The organism is Legionella santicrucis, from assembly GCF_001468135.1.
Lineage (GTDB): Bacteria > Pseudomonadota > Gammaproteobacteria > Legionellales > Legionellaceae > Legionella > Legionella santicrucis.
In genome coordinates, this window is sequence record NZ_LNYU01000054.1 from 62,545 (window position 1) to 83,857 (window position 21,313).

Consider the following 21,313-nt stretch of genomic DNA (forward strand, 5'->3'; position numbering starts at 1 on the left):
ACTGGCTGACTGGCTGACTGGCTGACTGGCTGACTGGCTGAGATTTAGTCGCTTTATAAGCTATGTCAATAATAAAGTGGACTATTCTATCAAGAATCATAAAATTTCCTTGTCCTTCCGCTATACCAAAAATATTACAAACCATTATAATTTAGATTTCTCTTTTCAAAAGAGCCTGCAATACTATAATGAAGCCCTCTAAAACATCCTGACGCTTATGTTCTATTATATTATCACTATACCTTTTTTATTAGTTATCTTAAAACTGCTATTAACTAACATACTTGTTCCCCATTTCAAGAAAAAAGAGTTAAAAAAACAGTTAATTCAGAGGTCAGATTGGTCAAGTATAGAAAAAAAGACTGGCATTTTGGAGGCTCTTTACAAAAAAGCGCATGCAAAATCCTATTCGATAAGGTATCGATTATTGCATTTGATTCAAGATAAGGAGTTTATTTATGGAGAAATCAATTTTTTGTCGTTTTATACCATTCTTGAACGAGCCACCCCGTCCAATCAGGATATTTTTTATGACTTAGGTTCGGGCTCGGGAAAAGCAGTATTGAGCGCTATATTATTTTTTAATGTTAAAAAATCTATTGGTATTGAGTTGTTACCTCCTCTATATGAGCAATCAAATACACTGCTTAAAAAGGTAACTCAACGATTTCAACAACATGACGATGAGAAAGAATATCTACCTCAAACGGAGCGCATTCAATTTATCAACGACAGTTTTTTACAGTACAATTTTGGAGATGCTAATATTATTTACGTGGCAGCCACTTGCCTTACTGATGCTACTTGGAATGAATTAATTTCAAAGATGGCTCGTCTAAAACCAGGAAGCCGAATTATTGTGACCACTAGAACGATACACCACGAACAATTTGAATCCATTTATCAGGGCATAGAATTAATGAGTTGGGGACTATGTCCAGTGAGAATATATAAAATCAAACACTAAATCGTTTGACTGAATACAACCCATAGGAAGTATAACTGAGAAGGAGTACTCCATAAACTAAGCCCATTCCCGGTAGTGAGAAATTACCGCATCGCATAAAAAAGAATAGAATCAAGGCAGGCGTTGCAGCTATAGCTAATAGACGACATGAGGCTTTAAATGGGAGTTTAAAGCTGAAAAAAATATCAGAGTACAACTGCACCAGTGCGGACAATAGGAGTAACATAACCCCAAAAACCCCAAAATAAAATAAAGTTACGCAGGGAAAGACAAAGATTTGCATCAACGTATTTAATCTGGAAATCCCAGTGGACTCAATCCACTCTGCGCCAGAAAGCAGTCCATTAACCCCTTTGTCAAAATTACGTGTATAAATTAGGTTGCCAATGTTGTCTTTAGCCAAACCTAAGAATTGTTTATAACTGGGCGGTCTTAAAATCATTTTGTTTTTGGTAATTAAAACCGTGAGTTGAGGGTATGACTGATTCATTTCAGACACTGTTCCTGTCGTGTCTATTATTGAGACCACTTCTCCCCTGTTGTTTTTTATTAAATAGGGCATGGGTTGATTGTAAGTGATTTCACCATTTTGTATGGTCAGTAGAGGAAGCGCTTGGATGGGGAATAGAATTTCCCCCTTAAAAAAATGATTAAATGTTATGATTACTCGTCCAGATAAAGGAATAGCTCCCAAAATAATAAGAAATAAAAGGTATCCTATTCCCAATCCGTGCCAACGCTTCACCACATCAGCATATAAAACAGAAGAATAGAATGAAGCGTAAAGAGCTTTACTATATTGTGATAGAGTAGAAAACCAATGATATAATCGATCGTACATTAGTACCTCTTGGGAGATATTATCATTAGCTGGGTTTTCCTGCATAACCAGTTCAAGATGAGATAGTTATTTTCTAATTGGAATATCAACTTTTTTCTCCAACAGGAACATTTCGAGATCGTAAGTACAGATACAGCGTAGTTTTAGAAATATCCAACTGTTCAGCAATTTTTTTAACAGGGATGGTTCCATTTTTATAAAGAGCTTCAGCAATAGCTGCTTTTTCCATTGCTGATTTTGACATGCCTTTGGGTCTTCCACCTTTTCTTCCTCGAGCTCGAGCTGATTTCAACCCTGCTTGTGTCCGCTCACGGATTAATTCACGTTCAAACTCTGCTAATGATGCAAAAATCCCAAAAACCAATCTACCCTGTGCGGTAGTGGTATCAATAGGGTCATTGAGACTAATCAATCCAACTTTTTTCTCGATTAATTTTGTTGTTAGGTGAATTAAATGGGCAAGATTTCTACCAAGCCTATCTAATTTCCAAATAACTAAAGTATCACCTTCACGAAGGTTTCGCACAACTTCATCAAGAACAGGTCTCGCTGTTTTTGCTCCACTAGCAATTTCCTCATGAATTTGATCACAACCTGCTTTTTTTAATGCATCAACTTGCATGGACAAAGATTGCTCTTTGGTTGAGACGCGCGCATATCCTATTTTCATACAGTTTAGTCCATTTTACTAACTAAAAAACGATATATTGAACCAAGATTTACTGAACCGCTTTATCTTACCAAAAATAGGCGTACAATGCGATTTTTTTTGACTGAGAAATCAGTCCAGCCAAACCTACGTATTTCTGAACCCCAATATGACCTTAAAAAATCGGCTGCAGTTACTTTCCGAAGCAGAAATTGAAGAACTTTACGCTCGTCCTGATTTTAACGAAGCGGAACGAGAACTATATTTTACAATGAATCAACAAGAGATGGACGCACTGCGTCAATATTCAGCCACAAAAACACGAGTCGCGTTTATCCTGCAACTGGGATACTTTAAAGCCAGTCAGCAAATTTTTGCATTTACATTTGATGAAGTTCGTGATGACGTGGATTATATCCTCTCTAAATATTACAAAACCGAGAAATCTGACTTTAAAATAACCAGACAAACCCTGAGCCAACAAAAGAGCGTTATTCTAAATTTATTTGGGTATCAGGACTGGTCATCAGTACAAGTGCCCTTGGTTGAAGCGCACCTTTGTGAACTATTACGCTATTACCCCAAAGGGCATGATACGTTTCGGCAGTTGATGGTTTATTTGGAAAATAAAAAAATACTGCTGCCAACTTATCGCACTATGCAAGATCTATTTACTCGAGCGTTTTCCACGGAAAAAGAACGACTTGAAAAATTAATACTCTTAATACCGCAAAAGCAACAAGAAAAATTATCTGATTTGATCAAGCGAGAGGATGGGATCACAAAACTGAATGTTATTCGTGCCGATCAGAAGAATTTCAAATATACGCCCATTAAGGAAGAAGCAGCCAAAGCAGTAGAAATCGCGGAGTTATATAAATTTGCAAAAGAATTTTTACCGACGCTGCAATTGTCAAAAAATGCCATTCGTTATTATGCGGATTTGGCAGAACAGTATGCTGCATCCAGATTGCGTCGGTTAAATCAACCGCAGCAATGGTTGCAAGCCCTATGTTTTGTTTACCACCGTTATCAACAAATCATGGATAATTTAATCACAAGTTTTATGTTTCACATCAGAGCCATATTAGCCGATGCTAAAAAATATGCGGATAAAGCACTGGCTGAATACAATTCGGGCTTGGTCGTTGATATACCAAAATTAGCAAAATTTATAAAATGGTTCCCAAATCGCAAGTATGGTCTTAATCATGAAGAGCTAAATCGTGAGGCTTATAAAATTCTTCCGGAAAAACAATTTCCTATTATTGCTGAGTACTTAGGCGGTCGTGTTTTTGATAAAAAAGCAGCCATGAGGGATTATTATTTGGAGATATCCCGACAATTTTCCCTTTATCTACGGCCGGTGTTGATACATGTTCCCTTCACATATTTTAGGGAGAATAGTGACATCATAGATTTTATCAAAATCTTGAAAAATCACTATGGTGTCCGTAAGAAAGGCCCTTCGTCGTTTAAATTACCCAAAGAAATAGAAGACAGAATTTCAAAAACAGCACTACCTTATTTAAAAATAGATGCAGATGATGAGCAGGTTGATCCACATTTGTTTGAATTTTTTGTGTATCAAAAGATGTATCGTCGTTTGGATAAGGGATTGCTCTGTTGTAATGACAGCGTGACATACTGTGATATTGATCATGATTTGGTGAGCGAGGACGTGGTTGATAATGTAGAAAAAATTGCTGATGAATTTGGTTACAAGAAGATACCAATCTATTGTGACAAACGATTAGATGACGTCCTGCAAGAGCTAGATCGCGCATGGACAAGGACAACCGGCAGGATTACTCGCGGTGAAAATTTGGCATTCAAAATTAAAGAAACCAAATCAGGCGAACAAGATTGGAGCTTAAGTTACGATAGCCATGAAAAACTTGATGATAATTTTTTCAGAACCGTACCACAGGTAGAAATTCCAGATATCATGATGCATATGGGGGATCTCACTGATATGTGGGGTGCATTCACTCACATGAAAACACGACGCAATCATAAGACAAAGCCCGCTAAAACCGCCGTTAATGCCTGCGTTTTAGCAAATGCATTCGGTATAAGTACTGAGAAAATGGCTGATATGTCCGATATGAGCTTCAATCTTTTACGCTCAACCCAAGAGGATTACATTCGCATTGATACAATGTGCGCTGCGAATGACAGGGCAGGCAACCTTGTGCATGCATTGCCTATTTTCAAATTATGGGACTTGATAGACAACAAAACCCTTGGAGATGCTGATGGACAAAAGCTACCGACTAGTGAAAGCACCATTCAATCTCGGTATTCAACAAAATATCTTGGAAAAGCACCTGGTATTTCTGTATACACATTGATAGCAAATTTTATTGCGGTTAATGCCAAAAATATCGGATTAAATGAGTATGAGGGGCATTCCCTTTATGATGTGATTAATGGCAATAAAACAGATATCCAAATTGATATGGTGACTGGTGATAATCACTCCCTCAATCAACTCAATTTTGTTATATTGGATTCCATTGATGTTGATTATGTGCCAAGCATAAAGGATATAAAGGAGGCTTGCAGTGACTTGTTTTCTGTTAACCCGATTGATAATTACACTGGGATTATTCGTCCAAGGGGCGTTATTAATGTCCCGCTTATTCGAACACATAAACGAGGCATCTTACGGGTTCTGCTGTCTTTACTTATGCAAGAAAACACTCAAAGCACCATCGTTAAGAAAATAAACTCTTCTGCTCGCTATACAGGTCTCAAAAATGCTTTGTTTGAGTATAACAAGCTCTTAAAGAGCATACACGTGCTTAACTTGATTGATAATATGACTCTTAGAAAAGCCATCAGAACAGCAAGAAATCGCACGGAAGCATATCATCAGTTGCAGGGACTCATTCGAAAAATATATAAAGGGGTTTTCAAAGGGAAGAAAATAGTCAACAATCGCGTCAGTGCTCATGCAGTGAGGCTTGTTGCAAATAATATCATTGCGCATAACAGCGTTATTTTAAATATGATATATGAACAAATGCTTGCCGAAGGTGTTAGCCAAGATATTATCGATAAGTTTGCTCGGATCTCACCTATTGCTTGGGCGCACATTGCTTTTACTGGTAAGTATAATTTTAAAAAGAGCAATGGTGAAATTGACATAAATGCCATGGCTAGTGCGATTGAGAAGCATCTAAAAAAACACTTTTGGAAGGCGGCCTAATTCAGAATTAACACTTTTGGTGGTTCTTCCACACGACCCCATGTAAGATCTACTTTTTCTTGGATCTCATCATAATCTTTAAATAATTCTTTATTTTCTTTATAAAATTCAAGCGTACTTTCTTGGTTCTCCTGAAGTAAAATCAAAAACAATTGATTCACTTTAGTTGATAACTGAATTGGGGGTTGTTCTTTTTGATCTTGAGACAAGAAATACTTTAATGCATTGAATAATAAAAAATTTTCTGAAAGTTGTTGACTACAAAACTTAAGATATTTCATAAATAAATTATGTTTTTCTAATTTATTAATTTGCTCAGTCGTGACACCTCCACTGTACCTGGCAACATATACCTCTCGAAGCAGTATGTGATAGGCTTTTTCTGCCTGACTTAGTTCCAGATCAAGAAGATCTCGGGTCAAAACTTCATTGGAAAGATGAAGTGTCTCTTCATCACCTTGAAACCAGTTAAACAGCTCTTTAATGCCCATATTTTGACTCGATAGAAAAATATAAGAATAAGATGTACTACAAATAAACCCAAGTCAATCTAATATTTACTTTTTCGTACATGACAAAAAATCTGTCATGCCCCGAAGGCGGCAAGCACCTATCAAACCAAATCAAGCCACTGAGCGCTTTGGGTTCTCTTCTAGGCTTGGATATGAATATGGGGGTTGTTGGGTTTGCTTCGGATCTTTTGGGTGGCTTTGGAAAACTAATGTCCCGAAAAAACAGCAATTTTTGGAGAATTATGCAGCCAGAGTTGGGCTGTAATCATCCACGCTAGTGTCTAATTCAGTAAAGTGATGAATCCAACTATTTGATGGTAATCCATCGGAAATTTAGAAAAAAATCGTTGGATTCTTCGGTATTATGAAGATTGTTGTGCCTCACCAAATACAACACCTGTCAATTTGTTTATTGGCATACTTCAGTAAGCCCTGTTTGTTAATAGTTTTTACCCATAAAAATTGAGCGAATGGTAATATAACTATTCGCTCACAACATTATTTACCCTTAACTTCCAGTTCAAAATCTATATTACCACGTGTAGCATGGCTGTAAGGGCAAATTTTTTCGTGGGTTTCCTGTACAAGTTCTTGAGCCTCTGCAGTGGATAACGAGGGAATATCGACATTCATTTTCACTGCAATGCCAAATCCTCCTGCCTCACGAGGTCCAACAGAAACATGACATGTCACAGTGGTACCTGTCACATTTTTCTTGTGTTGGCTGGCCACAAATTCTAATGCACCACCAAAACATGCCGCATACCCTGCAGCGAAAAGATGTTCTGGTGTTGTTGTATTAGGTAAGCCCGGACCTCCCATTGCCTTCGGAACAGAAAGATTGACACTTACAGAATGATCCGTGGTCTCCGAATGACCGTTTCTACCGCCTGTATTAATTGCCGTTGCTGTTACAAGAGGTTTGATGGTATTAGCTGACATTTGACTCTCCTTTTTGTGGGGTTGATTGATAGTGGTCACGAATCATTTCAACATTCGAGAAAACTATCAGTTCCTATAGAACTCGCAATTTAGAGTTTAATGAGTATAATTAAAAATTTTCCACCAAAGTGCAAGTTCTCATGCGATGAATTAAAAGAGTCCACGCGCTAGCCTTTTCAAAAGAACAAATAAATAAGGATATAATTCATGAAAATATCTATTGTATTCGTGAACAACAAAAAATCAAATCCCAATGATTTAATAGCTACTTCCCTAGATAAAATGAAGAACTATATTGATAAAGAATTTCCAAGTCAGTATCAAATTCAAGAGCTAGAACATGTTATCACTAAAGAGAATCTAACACTTAATTTTTCGTGCAGAACGATTAGCAAGGAAATAGAAAATAATAATCACGTCGAAGAAATACAAAACCTTCTTACCAATAAAACTCATCTAAAAAAAATCTTTCACCCAGATAATACCCTTAATATTAAAGAAATAGCCATCAGTCCTACCAAAAGACTGGAAGCAATAAAAAGGATAAATGCTGATACAACAAAAATAGATCCTTATTTTGCGGATTACTGCGCAAGACATCTTTCTTATTGCAAAGATATGCTAAAACGCGATATTCAAAATATCACTATAGAATATGAACAAAAAGGAAATAACGACGAGCATTGCACAGGAAAGCTCGAAGAAAGATACATTAAAAACTCTCTTAATAATACTCGTTCATCGAACTTAAATAATGTTTATCACTGCTTTGCAACTGCTATATTGAAAAACGAGGCCTTCAAAAATAAACTCTTATCCTCTGGAATTAGGTCCATTCTAATGAAAAATAACGAGAATGACATTATCCTAGAAGCCGAGGTTTCTGATGAAGTACATTACTCTTACTCCATCAAAAAGTCCCATTCATTATTGACCCCCTATTCTGAGTCATCGCCACTCTTAACAATGGGCATGTATGCAGTCAAAATAAATGGTGAGGATCCAGATCCTTTTGAACAAAATACACGTCTATTAAGTAGCAGTAATTACTTTTAATTGAAATCCATTTCTATATGAACATTGTGCCTATCCCCGCTTTCGCAAAAGGTGGTGCTTGCCCAAACATAACCTTCCGCAAAAGCGGAAGGTCTAAAGAACAACAACTCATGCTAGAAACTTCACCTTGCCCACGTTAATTTATTTTCGGAATTGTGCTAATAATTGCAAGGTCCTTTCTTTAGATATCTGTCCAACAGAACTCAAATCAGTAAGCTGTTGGCCTTGCTTATCATAAAAGAGCATGGTGGGGATACCATAAATATGAAACGCTTGACGAATCTTAGCTACTTCATCTGTCTTTTCGCTGATATCAACACGAAGATTTATAGAACCCTGCATCGCATTAATAACTGCGGCTTGATTAAAAACATGCTTATCCATGGCTTGACAGTCACTGCACCATCCAGCATAAAACTCAATAAAAACGCGCTCATTATTTGCCTTGGCTTCAGCCAATTTAGTATTAACTTCATTAAGAGTATGCACCTCAATAAATGGAGAACGCGAAACTGATTGAATTAAAGAAGCAGGTGTAAATATTTGATACGTTAAAGCCCCTGCTCCCATTATGGAGAATAGAGCTATAGTCTGCATCAATCGCCCAACTAAGCCTTGTTCCTGACGAAAAGCACCAAAAACCCAAGCATTCATGAGTAAAACAATAATCCACAGTAAATCAGTCCAAAATTGTGATGCAACACGGCTTAATAACCAAACTGCCATGGCAAACATCATGATGGCAAATACTTGTTTGATGCGCACCATCCAAGGTCCTGAGCCAGGTAAAAAACGACCGTATCCAGCTCCTACAATCAACAAAGGCAATCCCATACCCAAGGCTAAAACAAATAACAATAAGCCGCCTTGGAAAACATGATTGCTTTGGGCAATATAGGTTAGGATCCCAATTAAAGGTGCTGTGACACAGGGTGATACAACTAATGTAGATAGGACTCCCATTAAAGTTGCGGAAAAAACACCGTGTTGTCGTGAGCGATGAGAAGTAAAACGTGCAAATACCGGAAATCGAAACTCAAAAACATCCAACAACCATAAAGCCATCAATATAAATAAAAAGCTGAAACTTCCGATAATAATTGGCTGTTGCATTAGAGTTTGTACCGTTGATCCTAACCATGCAGCCAACATTCCTGCTATTGCATAGGTAACGGCCATTCCCAGAACATATCCTAAAGACAATTTAAACGCTTGGGATCCAGTACTAGCACCTTGGCCTGTGATGATACTGGATAGAATAGGCACCATAGGTAGGACACAAGGAGTAAACGCCAGTAAGACACCTAAGCCGAAAAACATAGCCAAATAAAAAAGAGGACTATGATTTTGTATAAACATCATTGTATCAGCAGGATTAGCACCAATACCCGATGCAAAAATAGAATAGGAGAAAAATGTCATCAATAAAGACAAAATTAGTTTTTTCATTTTGATTCCTTAAAAATTATTTTTTAAATTTAAAAATAAAATAGAATCAAATAGGAGGACGATAGATTTCATCCAATGGAGAATTATATTTTGAAAAAATGAGTAAAAAACTTAACAGTCCAATAAGACATTGTACTATTAATTTGGATGTCGCATAAAATTCTTCTTGCAGCCAATAAGGCGCAGAAAAACAACCGTTGTTCACAACCTGTTGTGGCGAACAAGGTGTTACTGCAAAAGAAAGAAGCGCAGGAGAACCTACACTTTGTTTTGGGCATGTTGGCAACTTGAGGGATACAATAAGAAGTGCACCCATAAGTAGCAACATGACAAGCGAGCGATATTTGTCCATTTGCTTACCTTAGCATACAGAATACTAAAAAATCAATTGCTTCCTTATTTTGAAGATTATTAGTAGATATACTCATAACAGATCACGTTCTAGGTAAATAAACAGAAATAGTAATTCAGTGCATGAAAACACCAAATAAGACGAATCTTATTCTTGCAGAGCCAAGATTAGAAATGCGCTTTCTATTTTATGTGGAGCAAACTGCTTGTAACTCATCTGTTCCTAAATTGATAAGGTTGATTTGTGTGCCTGATTCGGCGCTCACAGATAAAGTACTGTTGCTTTTAACCTGAATTAGGGTTCCTTGACCCGTAGATAATTTTTTTCCATTAATAATGCCATTATTTTTTAGTACATTAATTTTAATTTTGCTGTTATTTGTATGCATACTTTGCACAACACATGTAGCATTTAATGTCCAAAGAGTATTATTTGATAGCAATTTGATTTCGTTGGGACTGAGTTTAATTACTTTTTGTGCGTTTGCTTGAAAACAGAATAATTCAAAAATGATAAAAAGAGATAAAGTTAGAGTTTTATTCACGCTGCATCCTTAATGATCTCGACACCAAATAGGTCAATTATTGGATTTAAAGAACATATTTTAACCACAAAATATTAAGGTTTTATTAATTCATATGATCAGCCCTAGTTCGCGCGAATTACCTCAAAATAACTATCGCTCAAAAAAAACTGAGGCCAAGATGATTTCTAAAAACAGTCGTGGTGTTCTTTAATAATTTCATAAATAATTTCATAGAAAAAATGAATATTTTCTAATATCCATTATTAAGAATAGATTCTTCCATGTTGGATGTAGTAAACCAACATACCTAACAGCCCATTTATCATTATTTTTATTGTTCATGGTCGAGTAAAGATAATTTAAGTTTTAAATCTCGAACATCTGGATTACCTAATGTTTCTGGTAAAATAAGCTTAGTTAGTTCTCATACCCATCAGAGATTTAGATTTTTAGGTTATAAATTAAATTATACACTTGCGAACTACTCCATTGATCGACATAATTTGTTTTTCTTTCATTTGAAGAGTTAATAATGGAATTTTTAAGTCAATATGGTATGTTCCTTTTAAAATCTATAACTATTGTCATTGCAATTTTGGTGGTGTTCGCCGGTTTTTTTTCTATTAGCCGCAAACCGAAACATAAGTTAGAAATCACTTCTTTGAATGAACACTTTGACCATATCGCATCCATGATGAGTAAAGAAGTTCTTGGTAAAAAAATTCCAAAGAAAAAAAAGCATAAAGGTGAAGAGCAACCCACTTTATATGTCGTTGATTTTCATGGCGATATCAAGGCATCACAAGTAGAACAACTTCGAGAAGAAATTAATGCGATACTATGTACTGCAACATCTCGAGATGAAGTTCTAGTTCGTTTAGATAGTCCTGGTGGAATAGTGAATAGCTATGGTTTAGCTGCTTCACAATTACAACGTATTCGCGATAGAAATATTCCTCTAACCGTAAGTATTGATAAAATGGCTGCAAGTGGGGGCTATCTCATGGCCTGCGTCGCGAATCAAGTTATTGCCGCTCCTTTTGCAATCATTGGATCTATAGGTGTTGTAGCACAAATACCAAATTTTCATCGATGGCTTAAAAAGCATGATATTGATGTAGAGTTATTAACTGCCGGAGAATACAAGCGAACATTAACACTTTTCGGAGAAAATACTGAGAAAGGTAGAGAAAAAGCTCAGGATGACTTAGAAAAGATACATGCTGCATTCAGAAATTATGTGGCTACTAATCGTGATCAACTGGATATTGATAAAGTATCGACTGGTGAGCATTGGTTGGCAAAAGACGCTTTTGATCTAAAACTCATTGATAAGTTATGTACAAGTGATGACTATCTCTTAGAAAAAATCTCGACTTATAAAGCATTTAAACTTACTGTTCCTCCCAAAACATTTCTGGCAAATAAACTCCTGAAACCAGTAATGCGACTCATGCATCCTTGGGGTTAATCAATGATTAGAAAGTTTTTAAAATTCAGGAAATTAACACAATAATTGATTGAACTGTTGAAATTGGGATAATGGTATATAATTAACTTATATTACAGAGTGGAGTGAGTTATGAGTGACTTTAAATCAAAATTACCTGATCTCAAGGAATTAGCTTCAATGACAAGCAAACTATATACGGACATCAAAAAAAGTGTAGGAGAGATTGTCCAATCTTATAAAGAAAATCGAGTACAGCCAGCAGGAGAAAGTGAACAAGTGAAGACACAACCTCCAAAAGAAGAAATAAAAACTGAAAGTAAACCTGTTCAAGAGAGACAACCTATAAAACAAGAAGAAACACCCAATCCAGAAGAACAAGCTGTCGATGCCCCAATAAAGGATGATAGCAAAAAATAATAATCGTATTATTTTTCATTAATAAGCTATTAGTTCACAAACGCCCAAGCTCTTATCATTGGATTGCTTGCAACGTCGGTTAAGCCTAGACTGAGCTCTTTCAGTCTGGGCTATGAAAAGCTATAGTAAAGATAATCTGTCTAATAGTATTCAACCGGCTATATCATCTCGTATTGAGTTGCATTTACTTTTACTCAGGGCGAGTAAGACCATATTTTCTCATTTTTTCTACTAAAGTGGTGCGTCGCATATTCAAATAATTTGCTGCATGAGCAACAACCCAATCTGATTCATTTAATGCTTGGCTAATAAGAGCTAACTCTGTTTTTACTAAATGTTCTTTTAAATCTATACCTTCCGTACTTGAAGCCGTTGCCTGGTTTATTACCTGCAATAAAGCTTCTCGTTCAGAACCTGATATGTCTAAATCAAAATAGGCAGGTTTATATTCACCACGTATCTTTTGCGGTAGATCTTCTTTGCTCAAAATCCCCTTAGGATACAAAATTGTTAATCGCTCAACTAAATTGGCTAACTCTCTAATATTACCAGGCCAACTATACTCTGACAAAGCAGCCATTGCATCAGGCATTAGATGAACAATTGGCCTGTTTTCACTTTCAATACGTGCAATCAATTCATTAAATAAAAGTGGAATGTCTTCCGTCCTTTCTCTTAATGGCGGCATTTCAATAGGAAACACATTCAGTCTATAAAACAAATCCTCTCTAAATTTTCCTTCTTTGATTGCAGCCTCTAAATTCCTATGGGTCGCGGCTATAATTCTTACATTCACATCAATACTTTTATTAGAGCCAACTCGCTCAAAACAACGCTCTTGCAATACCCGCAACAATTTGACTTGCATAGGTAAAGGCATATCACCTATTTCATCAAGAAATAAAGTACCACTGTTTGCTAATTCAAATCGTCCCTGCCTCGAGGTAATTGCCCCAGTAAATGCGCCCTTTTCATGACCAAATAATTCACTTTCGAGGAGCTCTCCGGGAATAGCACCACAATTAATGGGTATAAAAGGCTTGTTTGCTCTTGATGAAAATGCATGTATATTACGCGCAACGACCTCTTTTCCAGTCCCTGACTCTCCTAAAACCAAAACACTGGCCTCAGTATCTGCTACTTGTTCAATTAACCTGCGCACAGTGCGAATACTCAAACTATTCCCTACTAAGCTCCGAAATAAAGGATTTCTATGGCTGCTAATAGTTATAGACTTTACTGCTTCTTGGGCAATTTTACATTGGTGTAAGGCTTCCATTATTTGCACATAACTAAATGGAAAGGGCTGACAAGAAACAACATTTCGCAAGATACATTGTGTATTATTTAATTGTTGACCAATAACAATGATTGGAATTTTGACAAATTTATTTACTAATGCATCAAGCTCATGCAGAGTTTCTTCCTGTGATTCACTTGCACCAAGAAGAATTATATCTGGATTCGGCTCAGTAAAAATCTGCCATTGACCATACATGCTAACTTCAGTTAATTCACCGATAAAGTCAAGTATAGTGCGTAATTTTTCACCTCGACTTTTATTATTATCAATGATATAAACTTTGTCACTAATACTCATAAACTTATCCTAAGCCCTACTTTTTACATCCTCTCTCTTTCTCTTATAATTAATATAGTAGAAACTATCAATAATTAAATTATCGATAACACACTATCGTTTTAAACGCATTACATAGGTTACCAAAACATAACTCCTCACTCCCTATTGTTTTAGTAGCGCCTACTTGAGTTTCTTTAACAAAAGATTTAGCTCGTATGAAGCCCATTCGATTACAAAAAGAATTTGCAGCACGCATACCACAACCATGCTTTTGGTCATAGCACCAATCTACTCGATAAGCATTATAACGAGGATCAGCAAAACGCTTTTCTCGATAATGATATGATCTTGGTGGGGTATGTGATAAGTCAGTAACACAAGCAATGGTCATAAAACCATTACAGCGCCAACCTTTGCAGCTCGAACCAGTCGCGATGTAGTGTGTTAAACCAATGTTATAAGCGATTTCATGTTGACTTGCATCATCATAACCAAGCATTTGACAATAACGATCAGCCACTAATTTACCGCATTCTTTACCATCAGCAGTACAATAATCTAAACGCTCACCTAAGAAAGTAGGATGCCAAAAACTACGAAAAGCCTTATTTTGCTTTTCAGTCATGTTCGAATAGCCATGTAAGGAACAAAATATAAAAACAAAAAACAAAAAATATCGGAAATTAATCATTAAAAACAATCCTTTAGTGACTATTAATCCATGTTAGCTGATGAGACTATATGACACAAGTATGTAGTATACAGCTTAATCACCATTGATGTATTAAATGTAGCACATCTAATTTCACTCTTAATAAATAAAGATTATTTTTGGATAAATTGTCAACAACGCCTAAACCGAATATAATGCTTGGTATGAAAAAATATTTTATTTTTATTGTCCTATTTGTTGTAGCATTTCCCTACACCAATAACAATGAAATAACCAGCCCTGAGACAGTTGCTGCATCGGGTTATACTATCCAATGTTCACAAAAAGCCCCAACATCTACTATTCGCTGTAATCTAAGTCAGAATTATGTAATACCAACATTATTAAACCTATCTAAAACACTTTCACTGTTATCTCTACTTTCTTTTACACTTTGTTTATTAATTCTATGTACAGGATTTAAAACACGCATCTATAAACCACCTCGCCGTTCTCCAATAGTTAAAACACAATTTTAAATCACTTTTACCAATGATTTTCATCATAAATTGGTATTTATTTGGAGAATTAAATGAAAAATTTATTAAAATATATTTCATTAATTTTAGTAATTTCTTATTGGTCTATATCATCATGGGCTGCAACTCAAATAGAAGGCAATAACGAAAAAAATTATTTTCAATTCGTTATTCCTCAATACCATACAACCAGGCAATCAGGACAAACACTTAACGTATACGTTCGTTATGCATATAAGAAAAACTTGCCAAGCAATAAGTATCCTGATTATCGGGTACTACGTGCAATTATTTTAAAATACCTGGAGCCTTCTGAAGAGCTTCCCGCTGAAGTATTTTGGGAAATTCTTGCTGCACAAATGGGAAAAGAATTGATGGGGAGCTTTTCACTTGATGGCATAAGTATTCAGCTAGAGGTTTTGGACAATCAAAATCCAGAAAGTTATGAACCTGGTGATCATGGACCCACATTTACTATGGGAGACATTGCGCCTTTAGATATTCATCATTAATATTTTCTGAACTTCAGCTCGAGATGAGGGCTCGAGCTGAAATTAAATAGGATTTTCACTATCAATAAATAAATGCTCAAGCTCAAATTGAGATGCTAGATGATTTCCTAAAGCCTGGATTCCATATCGCTCTGTTGCGTGGTGTCCGCAAGAATAATAATGAATGCCCAATTCTTTTGCCTGATAATAGGTCCGTTCTGAAATTTCTCCACTAAGATATGCATCTACACCCAATTGATATGCATTTTCTATAAAATCTTGAGCTCCTCCACTACACCATGCAATATATGTGATGGGTTTATCACTACCCTGAATAAGCAATGGAGTCCGTTGCAACTTTTTTGCTAGAAACGCTGAAAATTCTGTGGGCCCCATTGTTTGCGATAGCTTGCCTGACCACAGCAAATTATCTGTAGTACCTGCACGGTGCATATGAAACAAGTCAACTTCAAACAGTTTAGCCAAACAGGCATTATTTCCAAATTCAGGATGACAATCCAAAGGTAAATGATACGCAAACAAATTTATATCATTTCGCAAAAGCTTATTAACTCGATGTCGCTTCATTCCAGTAATTATTGGCGCTTCGCCACGCCAAAAATATCCATGATGAACCAATAGAGCATCTGCACCCCATGAGATTGCTTGTGAAATGGCATCATCAGAAGCAGTCACTGCAGTGCAAATTCGGCTAATCTGTAATTTACCCTCAACCTGTATTCCGTTAGGTGCATAATCATTATAATGTTCGCAACTCAATAATTGCTGCAGGTATAATGAAAGTTCTTCTCGAGTAATCACCGGTCAGAAACTCGCTTAATATCAGCGCCTAGTAAGGATAACTTTTCTTCTATACGTTCATAACCTCTATCGACATGATAAATGCGCTCAACCGAAGTTTCACCTTCAGCAACTAGGCCCGCTAAAATCAAACTGGCTGAAGCACGTAGATCAGTTGCCATTACTGGTGCACCAGTTAATTTCTCAACACCATTAATTATTGCAGTATTACCATTCAGTTGAATCTGAGCCCCCATACGCTGTAACTCTTGTACGTGCATAAAACGATTTTCAAATATTGTTTCAACTATAGTCGAAGAGCCATCTGCTATTGAATTCATAGCCATAAATTGAGCTTGCATGTCTGTAGCAAAAGCGGGGTATGGAGCTGTAGAAATATTCACTGCTTGAGGACGCTGATTATTCATATTAAGACTTACCCAATCCTCACCAATTGTTAGTTCAGCCCCAGCCTCCTCAAATTTACATAATTGAGATAATAAAGTATCAGGACGCACCCGCTTGACCGTAACATGTCCTCGAGTCAAAGCCCCAGCTGCCAGATAAGTTCCTGCTTCAATTCTATCGGGCATTACAGAATAAACTCCACCAGAAAGATCCGAGACACCTTCGATCTCAATAATTGAAGTTCCAGCACCTGAAATTTTAGCGCCCATTTGAGTTAAAAAATGAGCCAAATCGACCACTTCGGGTTCACGTGCTGCATTTTTAATAATCGTCGTTCCTTCAGCAAGTGTTGCGGCCATTAATATATTTTCAGTGCCTGTTACTGTAACCGTATCAAACATAATACGCTTGCCTTGCAAACGACCACGTCTACATTGAGCGTTAATATAACCATTTTTAACGGTGATATCGGCCCCCATCGCTTTTAACGCTTTCAAATGCAAATCAACAGGTCGTGTTCCAATAGCACATCCTCCAGGCAAAGATACATCTGCTTTACCAAAACGTGCTAGCAGAGGCCCCAACACCAAAATAGAGGCACGCATTGTTTTCACTAAATCATAAGGAGCAACAAATTCATTAACTTGACTGGCATCAACTTGGACGTTCATTTTTTCGTCAACAATTAAATGAGCACCCAATTGACCTAATAACTCCATCATTGTTGTAATGTCTTTAAGATGAGGTACATTTGAAATCGTTACATGATCTCGTGCAAGCAAGCTCGCTGCCATTATTGGCAAAGCCGCATTTTTCGCCCCAGAAATAACCACTTCACCATGTAATGCTTTACCGCCATTAATTAATAATTTATCCATGTTGCTTCCCCCATTCTTCTTTTGTCCACGTCTTCATGTTAATTGCATGAAGCCTACCAGTGGTAATCAGTTCTTTCAGTTGCGCATAAACCCACTGTTGCCTGGCTACTTTGGGTTTATTTAAAAAGATATCACTTACTATGGTTATTTGATATTGATAACCATCCCCCTCCACTTTAACGTAAAAAACATCTTCAATGGCTTTAAATTTCTGTTCGATTTCTTCGTTCTTCAACATTAAAATTAGCTCACAAATTGAAATAAATACAAACTGTTAGGCAATTCAACCGTAAATTCTCAATAATTCCTTGGGAAAACTACTTTTTTCTACGTCCTACTGATTGTTCACAGGATCCTGAGATACTGCATAGAGCCAAATCCTGAATTCTGCGCCCTTTAGAACGTAAGCTACGTTGTTTACACAGTCTTATTAAGAAGTTACATTCAACCTATATTTCTACTCTCCAGATAAAAAGAAAACCCGGGATACGGCTATACCTCCCCCAGGCTACATGTGTAATCAAAGCGTATTATACTGCTTCTAAAATACTCTTTACACCACAAAACTCTGCTAAAGACTGTGTTTCAGCAGGCATTCCAATAACTTCAAAAGCTTTATGACTTTTTTTGCATAGCTTTCTGGCCTCAATGAGTAATGCTAAACCTGCACTATCACAATGTTTTACGTTACTTAAATCAAGAGTAAATAGGCCACTTTTATCGTCCATCAATGCTTGATAAAGGTTGGCTCGCACTTCTACTACTGATTTAAATGTCAGATCTACATCCGGTTTAAAATAAACTCTATTCACAATTAAGAAGCCCTTTTAAGCTGTTTCTTTTCCATTAATTTAATCACATCATCAATACTGGAGTTTTGTAAAGCTTGGGCAAATTGCGATCTGAAGCTTTGCAGCAAACTCACACCCTCAACACTAATGTCATAAATTTTCCATTGGCCATTTTTAGCAACAAGGCTATAAGACAAAGGAATGTTTTGGCCTTCTGTACGAACTATGATACTGTTAACTCGTATGAATCTGGAGTTTAAAGAACCTCTTAAAGGTAAAAACTGCACACTCTCATCAGCATATTGTGCTAAAGGACTAGCGTAAGTACGGATAACAAGACGAGTAAATGCTTTAGAGAATTGTACTCTTTGTGTATTTGTCGCTTTAGTCCATGCTTGCCTCCCTAAAACAGAACGAGACATTCCAACCACATCGACAATAGGCAGTAAATTTGTTTCTACAGCTTTATAGATAATATTAGGGTTGCTTTTCAAGCTGGATTTATTTTCTTTAAGGGTCGCAATAATATTATTAGCCGTCTCCTCTAACATAGGAATAGGAGAGTTTTGTCCAGCACTCATTATCGGAGATACAATCACACCTATAACGAATAAGATGGTTTTTATTATTCTCATGTTTTTAACCCTTATTTTTTAATGTTAAACAGTAATTGACCAATTAAATTTTCTAAAATTATTGCTTCTTGAGTTTTATCAATCACATCTCCATTCTGCAAATAGGGATGATCTTTACTCTCTTCGTCTTCAAACCCTGGCACAATACTAATGTAATTTGAGCCAAGCAAGCCTTCAGTCAAAATTCGCGCTGAGGTATCTTCATAAGGAATTTTTTTATCACTTCTCAAACGCATTGTTACTTTTGCATTAAGTTCACCTGGTTGTAATTCGATATGAGTTACTTCTCCAATTTTAACTCCGGCAACTGTAACAGGTGCCCGAACTTTCAAACCACCAATATCAGTAAAACCTGCAGTTACCTGGTAATGGTCTTGAGACATGAAATTTGAGAAATTACTCACTTTCATGGTCATAACCAATAAGGCCAACACACCAAGCAACATAAACAGGCCAACACTAAAATCTACGTAACGTTGCTTATTCATTTACCAGTCTCCAATCATCATTGCAGTCAACAAAAAATCAAGGCCTAATACTGCAAGCGAAGAATAAACCACTGTTTTAGTCGTCGCCTGGCTAATACCTTCTGCAGTAGGCACACATTCAAACCCCTGGAATACCGATATCCAGGTTACAACAAAAGCAAAAACTAAGCTCTTAATAATACCACTGAGTACATCAATACGAAAATCAACTGCTGCCTGCATATTGGACCAGAAGCTTCCTGCATCTACTCCTAACCAATGTACTCCAATAAAATACCCGCCAAAGACTGCTACAGCTGAAAAAATTAATGCTAATAGCGGTAAAGCAATAAAACCAGCTAAAAATCGAGGATAAATAACTCTGCCTAAAGGATCAACACCCATCATATCCATACTGGATAACTGTTCCGTTGCTTTCATTAAGCCAATTTCAGCAGTCAAAGCAGAGCCGGCTCGACCTGCAAACAGCAAAGCACTGATTACTGGTCCAAGTTCTCTTGAAATACTTAGGGCTAATAATTGGCCTAACTGGCTTGAGGCACCAAATTTTTGCAAAGTATTGTAGCCTTGTAAACCAACGACCATACCAATGAATAAAGCAGAAACAATAATAATTAAACAGGATAATACACCAACAAAATAAATTTGATAACGTACCAAAGACCATAGTTTTGAAATATCTGGTTTCCTGAATAACATAAGAAATAAAAATAAACCAGAACTACCTAAATTTTGTAAGATTCGTGAACCGCGGTTACCTACACGCGCTATGAACTCAAACATCTAATAGCTCCTCTGTATATGGCCTGGCAGGATAATGAAAGCGCACTACTCCATCTGCTTCCCCATGCATAAATTGCTTGACCTGAGGTTCGGTAGATTGTATTAGTTCTTGCGGGGTTCCTTCTCCTATAATTTTTCCACCAAAAATAAGGTAAATATAATCAGCGATTGAACACGTTTCCTCTACATCATGGGAAACAATAATTGTTGTCGTATGCAGCAACTCATTTAATCTTTTAATCAGTCGCACCAAAACTCCTAATGAAATAGGATCTTGTCCAGTAAAGGGCTCATCGTACATCATAAGCTCTGGATCTAAAGCAATTGTCCGCGCTAAAGCAACACGTCTGGCCATTCCACCAGACAACTGGGCCGGCATCAAGTCAACGGCTCCTCGTAAACCAACAGCCTCAAGCTTCATCAATACAATGTTTCGCAACATGGATGCATTTAATTGCGTATGTTCTCTTAAAGGAAAAGCAACGTTCTCAAATACTGATAGATGGGTAAACAAAGCAGAGCTTTGAAAAAGAAGTCCCATATTACGTCTTGCTTCATATAAGGCTTTGCGAGGCAATTGATGAATATTTTGCCCGTTTACATGAATAACACCACTATCGGGCTTTAACTGTGCACCAATTAGCTGCAATAAAGTCGTCTTTCCAGAACCACTTGGTCCCATGATCGCAGTAATATTACCCCGTTTAACGTTCATATTAATGCCATCGAAGATGCGGCGATTCTCACGAGTAAATATTAAATTCTTTATTTCAACCCAATTTTCAGGCATGCTCTTTAGTTTCCGGTTCAACCAAAAGTAGGAGTATATACTGGATCACAAAAAAAAATGAGTTATTTAATTCTATTTATTCAAATGTTTTTTTGTT

General features: G+C 36.7%; 24 protein-coding genes. 7 read left to right on the forward strand and 17 right to left on the reverse strand.

Features of this window, described 5'->3' with window-relative positions:
• Window positions 1-217 precede the first annotated feature (217 nt).
• A complete protein-coding gene (locus Lsan_RS11330; RefSeq protein WP_058514500.1) occupies window positions 218-967 on the forward strand; it encodes a class I SAM-dependent methyltransferase in 750 nt (249 codons plus the stop codon).
• Here the strand turns inward: Lsan_RS11330 and Lsan_RS11335 are convergent.
• The gene (locus Lsan_RS11335; RefSeq protein ID WP_162265603.1) at window positions 957-1,808 is read right to left on the reverse strand and encodes a DUF1189 family protein; all 852 of its coding nucleotides are present in this window, start codon (window positions 1,806-1,808) and stop codon (window positions 957-959) included. The two genes, Lsan_RS11330 and Lsan_RS11335, sit on opposite strands and share 11 nt — an antisense overlap.
• 85 nt (window positions 1,809-1,893) lie before the next feature.
• On the reverse strand, window positions 1,894-2,478 hold the full coding sequence (locus tag Lsan_RS11340; RefSeq protein ID WP_058514502.1) for a recombinase family protein: 585 nt from the start codon (window positions 2,476-2,478) through the stop codon (window positions 1,894-1,896).
• 148 nt (window positions 2,479-2,626) lie between these two features.
• Between Lsan_RS11340 and Lsan_RS11345 the strand changes: the two genes are divergently transcribed.
• Window positions 2,627-5,671 (forward strand): Tn3 family transposase, encoded by a 3,045-nt coding sequence (locus Lsan_RS11345; RefSeq protein ID WP_058514503.1) that lies wholly within the window; start codon window positions 2,627-2,629, stop codon window positions 5,669-5,671.
• On the opposite strand, the gene Lsan_RS11350 is transcribed toward Lsan_RS11345, so the two are convergent.
• Window positions 5,668-6,162 (reverse strand): hypothetical protein, encoded by a 495-nt coding sequence (locus Lsan_RS11350; protein WP_058514504.1) that lies wholly within the window; start codon window positions 6,160-6,162, stop codon window positions 5,668-5,670. The genes Lsan_RS11345 and Lsan_RS11350 overlap by 4 nt on opposite strands.
• A gap of 519 nt (window positions 6,163-6,681) precedes the next feature.
• On the reverse strand, window positions 6,682-7,125 hold the full coding sequence (locus Lsan_RS11355) for an organic hydroperoxide resistance protein (protein ID WP_058514505.1): 444 nt from the start codon (window positions 7,123-7,125) through the stop codon (window positions 6,682-6,684).
• A gap of 207 nt (window positions 7,126-7,332) precedes the next feature.
• On the opposite strand from Lsan_RS11355, the gene Lsan_RS11360 reads away from it, so the two are divergent.
• Window positions 7,333-8,181, forward strand: coding sequence for a hypothetical protein (locus Lsan_RS11360; protein ID WP_058514506.1), 849 nt, complete (start codon window positions 7,333-7,335; stop codon window positions 8,179-8,181).
• A 141-nt stretch (window positions 8,182-8,322) separates the two neighbouring features.
• Here the strand turns inward: Lsan_RS11360 and Lsan_RS11365 are convergent, their stop codons facing one another.
• The 3 genes from Lsan_RS11365 to Lsan_RS11375 form a co-directional block, all read right to left on the reverse strand.
• Window positions 8,323-9,630: a protein-disulfide reductase DsbD family protein gene (locus Lsan_RS11365; RefSeq protein WP_058514507.1), complete on the reverse strand. Its 1,308-nt coding sequence runs from the start codon at window positions 9,628-9,630 to the stop codon at window positions 8,323-8,325.
• Between the two features lie 46 nt (window positions 9,631-9,676).
• Window positions 9,677-9,982: a hypothetical protein gene (locus Lsan_RS11370; RefSeq protein WP_058514508.1), complete on the reverse strand. Its 306-nt coding sequence runs from the start codon at window positions 9,980-9,982 to the stop codon at window positions 9,677-9,679.
• Window positions 9,983-10,169: 187 nt separating this feature from the next.
• The gene (locus tag Lsan_RS11375) at window positions 10,170-10,526 is read right to left on the reverse strand and encodes a hypothetical protein (RefSeq protein WP_058514509.1); all 357 of its coding nucleotides are present in this window, start codon (window positions 10,524-10,526) and stop codon (window positions 10,170-10,172) included.
• 514 nt (window positions 10,527-11,040) lie between these two features.
• On the opposite strand from Lsan_RS11375, the gene sohB reads away from it, so the two are divergent.
• Both sohB and Lsan_RS11385 read left to right on the forward strand, forming a co-directional pair.
• Entirely contained in the window at window positions 11,041-11,979 is a 939-nt protein-coding gene (sohB, locus tag Lsan_RS11380; protein WP_058514510.1) for a protease SohB, read from the forward strand.
• A 111-nt stretch (window positions 11,980-12,090) separates the two neighbouring features.
• A complete protein-coding gene (locus tag Lsan_RS11385) occupies window positions 12,091-12,378 on the forward strand; it encodes a hypothetical protein (RefSeq protein ID WP_058514511.1) in 288 nt (95 codons plus the stop codon).
• 190 nt (window positions 12,379-12,568) lie between these two features.
• Here the strand turns inward: Lsan_RS11385 and Lsan_RS11390 are convergent, their stop codons facing one another.
• Complete coding sequence (locus Lsan_RS11390; RefSeq protein WP_058514512.1) at window positions 12,569-13,978, reverse strand: sigma-54 dependent transcriptional regulator; 1,410 nt, start codon at window positions 13,976-13,978, stop codon at window positions 12,569-12,571.
• Between the two features lie 79 nt (window positions 13,979-14,057).
• Complete coding sequence (locus Lsan_RS11395; RefSeq protein ID WP_058514513.1) at window positions 14,058-14,651, reverse strand: hypothetical protein; 594 nt, start codon at window positions 14,649-14,651, stop codon at window positions 14,058-14,060.
• Window positions 14,652-14,791: 140 nt separating this feature from the next.
• Here Lsan_RS11395 and Lsan_RS22615 point away from each other — a divergent pair, with 140 nt between their 5' ends.
• Both Lsan_RS22615 and Lsan_RS11405 read left to right on the forward strand, forming a co-directional pair.
• The gene (locus Lsan_RS22615; protein WP_133134377.1) at window positions 14,792-15,151 is read left to right on the forward strand and encodes a hypothetical protein; all 360 of its coding nucleotides are present in this window, start codon (window positions 14,792-14,794) and stop codon (window positions 15,149-15,151) included.
• 53 nt (window positions 15,152-15,204) lie between these two features.
• Entirely contained in the window at window positions 15,205-15,663 is a 459-nt protein-coding gene (locus Lsan_RS11405) for a hypothetical protein (RefSeq protein ID WP_058514515.1), read from the forward strand.
• 42 nt (window positions 15,664-15,705) lie between these two features.
• Here the strand turns inward: Lsan_RS11405 and Lsan_RS11410 are convergent, their stop codons facing one another.
• From Lsan_RS11410 to Lsan_RS11445, 8 genes are all read right to left on the reverse strand, one after another.
• On the reverse strand, window positions 15,706-16,464 hold the full coding sequence (locus Lsan_RS11410; protein ID WP_058514516.1) for a Nif3-like dinuclear metal center hexameric protein: 759 nt from the start codon (window positions 16,462-16,464) through the stop codon (window positions 15,706-15,708).
• Window positions 16,461-17,729, reverse strand: coding sequence for a UDP-N-acetylglucosamine 1-carboxyvinyltransferase (gene murA, locus Lsan_RS11415; protein ID WP_058514517.1), 1,269 nt, complete (start codon window positions 17,727-17,729; stop codon window positions 16,461-16,463). The genes Lsan_RS11410 and murA overlap by 4 nt, the downstream gene beginning before the upstream one ends.
• On the reverse strand, window positions 17,722-17,967 hold the full coding sequence (locus Lsan_RS11420) for a BolA family protein (protein WP_058514518.1): 246 nt from the start codon (window positions 17,965-17,967) through the stop codon (window positions 17,722-17,724). The genes murA and Lsan_RS11420 overlap by 8 nt, the downstream gene beginning before the upstream one ends.
• Window positions 17,968-18,259: 292 nt before the next feature.
• Window positions 18,260-18,541, reverse strand: a complete 282-nt coding sequence (locus Lsan_RS11425; protein WP_058514519.1) for an STAS domain-containing protein — start codon at window positions 18,539-18,541, stop codon at window positions 18,260-18,262.
• Between the two features lie 2 nt (window positions 18,542-18,543).
• The gene (locus Lsan_RS11430) at window positions 18,544-19,155 is read right to left on the reverse strand and encodes an MlaC/ttg2D family ABC transporter substrate-binding protein (RefSeq protein WP_058514520.1); all 612 of its coding nucleotides are present in this window, start codon (window positions 19,153-19,155) and stop codon (window positions 18,544-18,546) included.
• 11 nt (window positions 19,156-19,166) lie between these two features.
• On the reverse strand, window positions 19,167-19,643 hold the full coding sequence (gene mlaD, locus Lsan_RS11435) for an outer membrane lipid asymmetry maintenance protein MlaD (protein WP_058514521.1): 477 nt from the start codon (window positions 19,641-19,643) through the stop codon (window positions 19,167-19,169).
• Entirely contained in the window at window positions 19,644-20,426 is a 783-nt protein-coding gene (mlaE, locus tag Lsan_RS11440; RefSeq protein ID WP_058514522.1) for a lipid asymmetry maintenance ABC transporter permease subunit MlaE, read from the reverse strand.
• Window positions 20,419-21,216, reverse strand: coding sequence for an ATP-binding cassette domain-containing protein (locus Lsan_RS11445; protein WP_058514523.1), 798 nt, complete (start codon window positions 21,214-21,216; stop codon window positions 20,419-20,421). The genes mlaE and Lsan_RS11445 overlap by 8 nt, the downstream gene beginning before the upstream one ends.
• Window positions 21,217-21,313: the final 97 nt, after the last annotated feature.